The sequence below is a fragment of the uncultured Maritalea sp. genome (assembly GCF_937139385.1).
Lineage (GTDB): Bacteria > Pseudomonadota > Alphaproteobacteria > Rhizobiales > Devosiaceae > Maritalea > Maritalea porphyrae_A.
Map to the genome: position 1 here is coordinate 1 of NZ_CAKZPW010000033.1, position 5,379 is coordinate 5,379.

Consider the following 5,379-nt stretch of genomic DNA (forward strand, 5'->3'; position numbering starts at 1 on the left):
CCCCACCCAAAATGTTTCCAGAAATGCCTTCAAGCCGATCAATCTCTTTGTCTTTGTTGGCCAACAATGTGCCCCAATCAAACTTGGGCTCGCCAAAAGACCACCCAAAGCTCTGAGCGACTTCAAATTGTTCTGGATAGCGACTGGCCAAAACGAAAAGCTTCTTTGGCACACATCCTCGAATAACGCATGTGCCACCCAGCCGATATTCCTCGATGATCGCGACTTTTGCGCCGTAGGTTGAAGCCATACGCGCGGCCCGAACACCACCAGAACCGGCACCGATGACAACAAGATCATAATGAGTGGACATGCGTTTCTCCAAATTCCATCTGTGTTTGCGCCCGATTGACCACAAAAAAGCCCCGCATACAAGATGCGAGGCTTCACGAATTCGGGAACTGGGTTATCGACTAAATGTCGAAACCACGTTCTTTCAAAAGCGTGCGTAACTTAATCGCAATCTCGGTTTCCAAGTTGGATTTCCAAATCATGGCCGCCGATTCAATATTTTTGCCGATGTCTTGGTTGTTCGCGAGGAGTTTTTGCCCAACGGCTGTCTCATAGAAAGCAATAATTTCGTTCAGCTCTTCAACTGAAAACCGCACAGCGTAAATACGAGCAAAACTATCGTGAAGCTCATTATTTCCATCAAAATAACTTGTGGCCACGTCTTTTGCCGCGGTTGCAATGGATGCCGCTATGGCTGGGTTTTGCTGAACCAAGAAATCCATGGATTTTTTTGATGTGTCCACGATGATCCGTTCATAAAGATGCCCGGTGTCTGTCATCGCGACATATTTTTTGGCCAGGGCCAGATGCTCTGGTCCTATTTCTTGCGCATGTGCGCTAAATGACAGCATTAATGCCGCGCCAGCAGCAATCGCCCAAGTCGACAGGTTTTTCAAACTAGTCATGAATTCCATCCTTATTAAACTGTTCCACCCAGCTCAACGACACCATCGGGGCTCGCTAAATAGGCAGCTGAACACATATCCAAGAAAAGTCCATGCTGGACAACTCCAGGCACATTCAGCAAAGCGTTTGACAATGCTTTTGCATCGGAAATAAGGCCAAATGATGCATCTAGAATAAAATGCCCGCCATCGGTTTCAAAAGCTTGTCCACCCTTTGTTTGGCGTAGTGCCAAGCCGCCTTGCGCTGCGAATTCATCCATGATGGTTTGGACAAGTTTTGTGGTTGCGCCTAACCCGAACTTGTTCACTTCTATCGGCAATGGAAACGCACCCAAATGATCTACCATTTTGCTTGTATCCGCGATCACGACCATTTTGGCGGAAGCGGCCGCGACAATTTTCTCGCGTAGCAATGCGCCACCACCACCTTTGATCAGGTATTTGTTGGCGTCGATTTCATCTGCGCCATCAACAGTAACGTCTAACGAGTCAATTTCATCCAATGTTGTAAGCGGGATGTTCAGTGAGCGCGCTTGCGCTGCTGTGACTTCTGAGGTTGGCACGCAAATGCATTCAAAACCGTTGGCGACTTCAGCGCCCAGATAGTCAACAAAGTGCTTTGCAGTAGATCCTGTTCCCAGGCCGATGCGCATGCCCGAACGGACCTCTTGCATTGCCGCTTTTGCCGCTTGCTTCTTCAGTTCGTCGCTCATCTCATTCTACCTTTGTCCAGCACTTGCAATTGGTTTTTGCGCCACATAACAAGTCAGACGACACAATCACAATGTTTTTATGTTGTTTATTACAAAAAATTGGAACAATGGAAATTGCGCAAACGATGTATTAACCATAATATCCCATTGCTGGAATATATGTTGGCATGACGCTCGTGCGGTGAGCGCTGGAGCTTGAGGAATTTGAGATGAGACTATTAAAACTAGGAACGGCAGTCCTGATGTCGATCATGATGCTGTCCATGATAACGACAACAGCACAGGCCAAGCGCGTGTACGACCATGTTACAAAGGAATGGTACGATACTGACGATGTGACGCGCGGCGCACGCGGTGGCTCCAAAGTTAAGCGACAAGAAGTTGCTTATGAAACAAAGCTTGCTAAGGGCACCATCATCGTTGAAACGTCCGAACGTCGCCTTTACCTCGTTCTAGGCAACGGTCGCGCAATGAAGTACGGCGTGGGCGTGGGCCGTGATGGGTTCCGTTGGTCTGGCACGCATCGGATTACACGCAAAGCGGAATGGCCAGGTTGGACACCACCACCTGCTATGCGCAAACGGGTTCCTGGCTTGCCAGCCTATATGCCTGGCGGCCCAAAGAACCCGCTCGGCGCACGCGCTCTTTATATTGGAAGCACAATTTATCGACTTCACGGCACTTCAGAGCCTTGGACAATTGGTCAGGCTGTATCATCGGGCTGCATCCGATTGACCAACAATGATATTGTTGACTTGTACAATCGGGCAAAAGTGGGAGCGCGCGTTATCGTTCGCCACTAGCCAATACTCATCACCAAGAATTGAAGGCCGTCGCTTTTAAAGTGAGCGGCCTTTTTTTATGAGCCGATTGCCAAGCGACGTTCCACTGCATAAACTTATTCACATGAAAACAAACGAAACCACCGGACGCCCGCTCATTGATAGGTTTGGGCGACATGTTGAGTATTTGCGCATCTCAGTGACTGATCGCTGTGACTTTCGATGCACGTACTGCATGTCCGAAAACATGAGTTTTTTGCCAAAAAGTCAGATACTTAGCCTTGAAGAAATAGAGACTATCGCTTTAGCGTTCATCTCGCGGGGGGTCAAAAAGCTAAGGTTGACCGGTGGAGAGCCTTTGGTGCGCCGGGGCATCATGAAACTTGTCGAGCGGCTGGGCAACCAATTGGGCGCGGGCCTTGAAGAATTGACGCTGACCACTAACGGCAGTCAGCTGCGCCGACATGCACAAGCATTGTTCCAACATGGGGTCCGGCGAATCAATGTTTCGCTCGATACCCGCGATACGGCAAAATTCGCTGCCATCACGCGATGGGGGAAACTCTCTCAGGTACTTGATGGCATTGATGCAGCGCTTGAAGCTGGCTTGCACGTTAAGATCAACATGGTGGCGCTGCGCGGTGAGAATGACCACGAAATAGTGCCAATGATGGAATGGGCACATCAAAAGGGCATGGACTTGACGCTAATCGAAACCATGCCGATGGGTTTGGTCGATATTGAACGGGCGGATCAATATTTGCCGCTAACTGAGGTACAGGAAAAACTGTCTCAGCAATTCACTTTAACGCAAGATCCGCACGCAACTGGCGGGCCAGCACGCTATTTGCGCATTGCTGAAACCGGCGGAAGACTTGGGCTAATCACCCCCCTCACCCACAATTTTTGCGAAGGGTGCAACCGTGTGCGCATGACCGCCACTGGCGATTTATATTTGTGTTTGGGGCAAGACGACAAAGTGAGTTTGCGCGACCCATTGCGCGAAGGCGGCATTGATGCGCTGAATTCGCTTTTTGATCACGCCATGGACATAAAGCCCAAAGGCCATGACTTTGAAATTGACCGACAAAAACCGCAGCGCAACGTGAAACGACACATGTCGGTTACAGGTGGATGACTATTTAGTCGTTTTTGTCTTCGACAAACTCCAACGGCAACGCCGTGGTATATTTGATTTGCTCCATCGCAAATGATGAGCTGACGTCGCTCATAGACATTTGCGCGATCAGTTTTTGATAAAAGCGATCATAATGGGCAATGTCGGGCACAACAACGCGCAACACATAGTCCACATCGCCACTCATGCGATAAAACTCAACAACTTCATCATGGGCTTCAACCACGGCTGCAAATTCTTTGAGCCATTTGTCGTGATGCTGGTTTGTGCGCACAGAAACAAACACTGTGACCCCGGCATTCACCTTGGCAGGATCTAGAATGGCCACCCGGCGTTTGATGACCCCGTCTTCTTCCATCTTTTGAATACGGCGCCAACAAGGGGTTGTTGAAAGACCGACCTTTTTGCCGATTTCCGCCACTGGTGTCGTTGAGTCTTTTTGCAACAAGGCTAATATTTTGCGGTCAATCTTATCCAACACACCATTACTCCGGTTAGCAATTTTTCCTATTATGCTGGGATAACGTACGCGCTTTTAGCATGAACTTCAACATACTGCGTGGAGATGGGAATAAAATTTCATGACTCGAGCCATTCCAGTATCCAACCAAACGCGCTGAACCCTGAGCGGGCAGTGTCTGATTTACGCCGCCAGTCTATGGGCCGTTCAAACTCGCCCTGCCAAATGCCAAGCCGATTGTTGCGCGCAATTGCTTCATCAAAAGCATAATCGCCAAAGCTGACGGCCCAGCCATTTGTAACCATCCATTTTCCGATGTCTTTTCCGTCGACTTTGCAAACTGCCAACAGCCGACGATATTTGTCTTTACCTTGGCTTGCGCAGTCGACAGGTCGCCCGTTAATTTGTGCTGCTAATGCATTTTTTGCGTCCAACCCACACAGCCATTCTTTTCCGTTCACCCTACAAGGTTGGTCGAGTTCTGGCGCATCAATGCCTTATCTCGTGCTTTGTGTTAGTCTCACTCAGAAACGATATATAGGGCTTTTGAGCTGCAACGAGGAGTTTTCAGATGGTACCTCTACAGGTTAAGAAAGATACCGCGCCGCTTCATTTCAAGGTCTTGGATGCTGGTGGAAACGATCATGCCGACATCACGCCTTATCTTCAACACCTATCCGTGTCTGGCCGATCGCCTTATACGTTGCGTAGCTATGCCTTCGGGCTTGCACATTTTCATGGATGGCTAGCTTGTCGAGATCTGGCCTCAGTCGTTCCTCGTGATATTGCTGATTACTTAAACCACTGGCGTCAAACGTCTAAGCAGCCCGCGCCCGCAACCAGCAATCACCGGCTGACAGTGATCTCTGGCTATTTCAATTTCCTCATCCGTACCCGCTCGGCCAATTCAGGCTGGATACAGAAGAAAAACCCGGTTCCCACCATTGAACGCAATCTACGTCAGTTTCCCATGCGGACACGACACCGTTACGCAAGAGCAGAAATGCGCAGCCGCGTGCCACGGCCTGTTCGCCGATTTATAGCCCCGGATGAGGTGCTCAAACTTTCAGGTGCAGCGCGAAATTGGCGAGATCGCGCACTGCTCGCCTTGCTTGAATGGTCCGGCCAGAGAATCGGCGACTGGAGCGAGGTACACGGTCGGCATGGAGTCCTTGGTCTGGCGCTACAGGACATAGACCAGGCCAACCGGACAATTACTGTCTTTCTAAAAGGAGCGCGAGCCGGCCATACCGTCCCGGTCGGCGAAGCTTTCTGGCCACTATACCGAGAGTATTTACGTGTTGAACGTAGAAATTGTCCTCACAATGCAGCATGGGTCAGCCTCAGGAGTGGACAAGGCGGAATACTT

8 protein-coding genes are annotated in these 5,379 nt (G+C 49.8%); 3 read left to right on the top strand and 5 right to left on the bottom strand.

Translation table 11 applies throughout. The features are described from left to right. The 3 genes from Q0231_RS01440 to rpiA all read right to left on the bottom strand — a co-directional run. Nucleotides 1-313, bottom strand: a 313-nt coding sequence (locus Q0231_RS01440; protein ID WP_299344088.1) for an FAD-dependent oxidoreductase, incomplete at its 3' end; no start/stop codon positions are given. A 100-nt stretch (nt 314-413) separates the two neighbouring features. After that, entirely contained in the window at nt 414-917 is a 504-nt protein-coding gene (locus Q0231_RS01445) for a DUF2059 domain-containing protein (RefSeq protein WP_269392179.1), read from the bottom strand. A gap of 14 nt (nt 918-931) precedes the next feature. Beyond that, nucleotides 932-1,630, bottom strand: coding sequence for a ribose-5-phosphate isomerase RpiA (gene rpiA / locus Q0231_RS01450; protein ID WP_269392180.1), 699 nt, complete (start codon nt 1,628-1,630; stop codon nt 932-934). Nucleotides 1,631-1,839: 209 nt separating this feature from the next. On the opposite strand from rpiA, the gene Q0231_RS01455 reads away from it, so the two are divergent. Both Q0231_RS01455 and moaA read left to right on the top strand, forming a co-directional pair. Next, nucleotides 1,840-2,433 (top strand): L,D-transpeptidase, encoded by a 594-nt coding sequence (locus Q0231_RS01455; protein ID WP_269392181.1) that lies wholly within the window; start codon nt 1,840-1,842, stop codon nt 2,431-2,433. 103 nt (nt 2,434-2,536) lie between these two features. Further along, nucleotides 2,537-3,550 carry a GTP 3',8-cyclase MoaA gene (moaA, locus tag Q0231_RS01460; protein ID WP_299344099.1) on the top strand — a complete coding sequence of 338 codons (1,014 nt, stop codon included), beginning with the start codon at nt 2,537-2,539 and terminating at the stop codon, nt 3,548-3,550. Between the two features lie 4 nt (nt 3,551-3,554). On the opposite strand, the gene Q0231_RS01465 is transcribed toward moaA, so the two are convergent. Together Q0231_RS01465 and Q0231_RS01470 are read right to left on the bottom strand one after the other, a co-directional pair. After that, nucleotides 3,555-4,028 carry an Lrp/AsnC family transcriptional regulator gene (locus Q0231_RS01465; RefSeq protein ID WP_299344102.1) on the bottom strand — a complete coding sequence of 158 codons (474 nt, stop codon included), beginning with the start codon at nt 4,026-4,028 and terminating at the stop codon, nt 3,555-3,557. Nucleotides 4,029-4,129: 101 nt separating this feature from the next. After that, nucleotides 4,130-4,504 carry a thermonuclease family protein gene (locus Q0231_RS01470; protein WP_299344105.1) on the bottom strand — a complete coding sequence of 125 codons (375 nt, stop codon included), beginning with the start codon at nt 4,502-4,504 and terminating at the stop codon, nt 4,130-4,132. A 77-nt stretch (nt 4,505-4,581) separates the two neighbouring features. Between Q0231_RS01470 and Q0231_RS01475 the strand changes: the two genes are divergently transcribed. Then, on the top strand, nt 4,582-5,379 hold a 798-nt coding region (locus tag Q0231_RS01475; RefSeq protein WP_299344096.1), incomplete at its 3' end, for a site-specific integrase.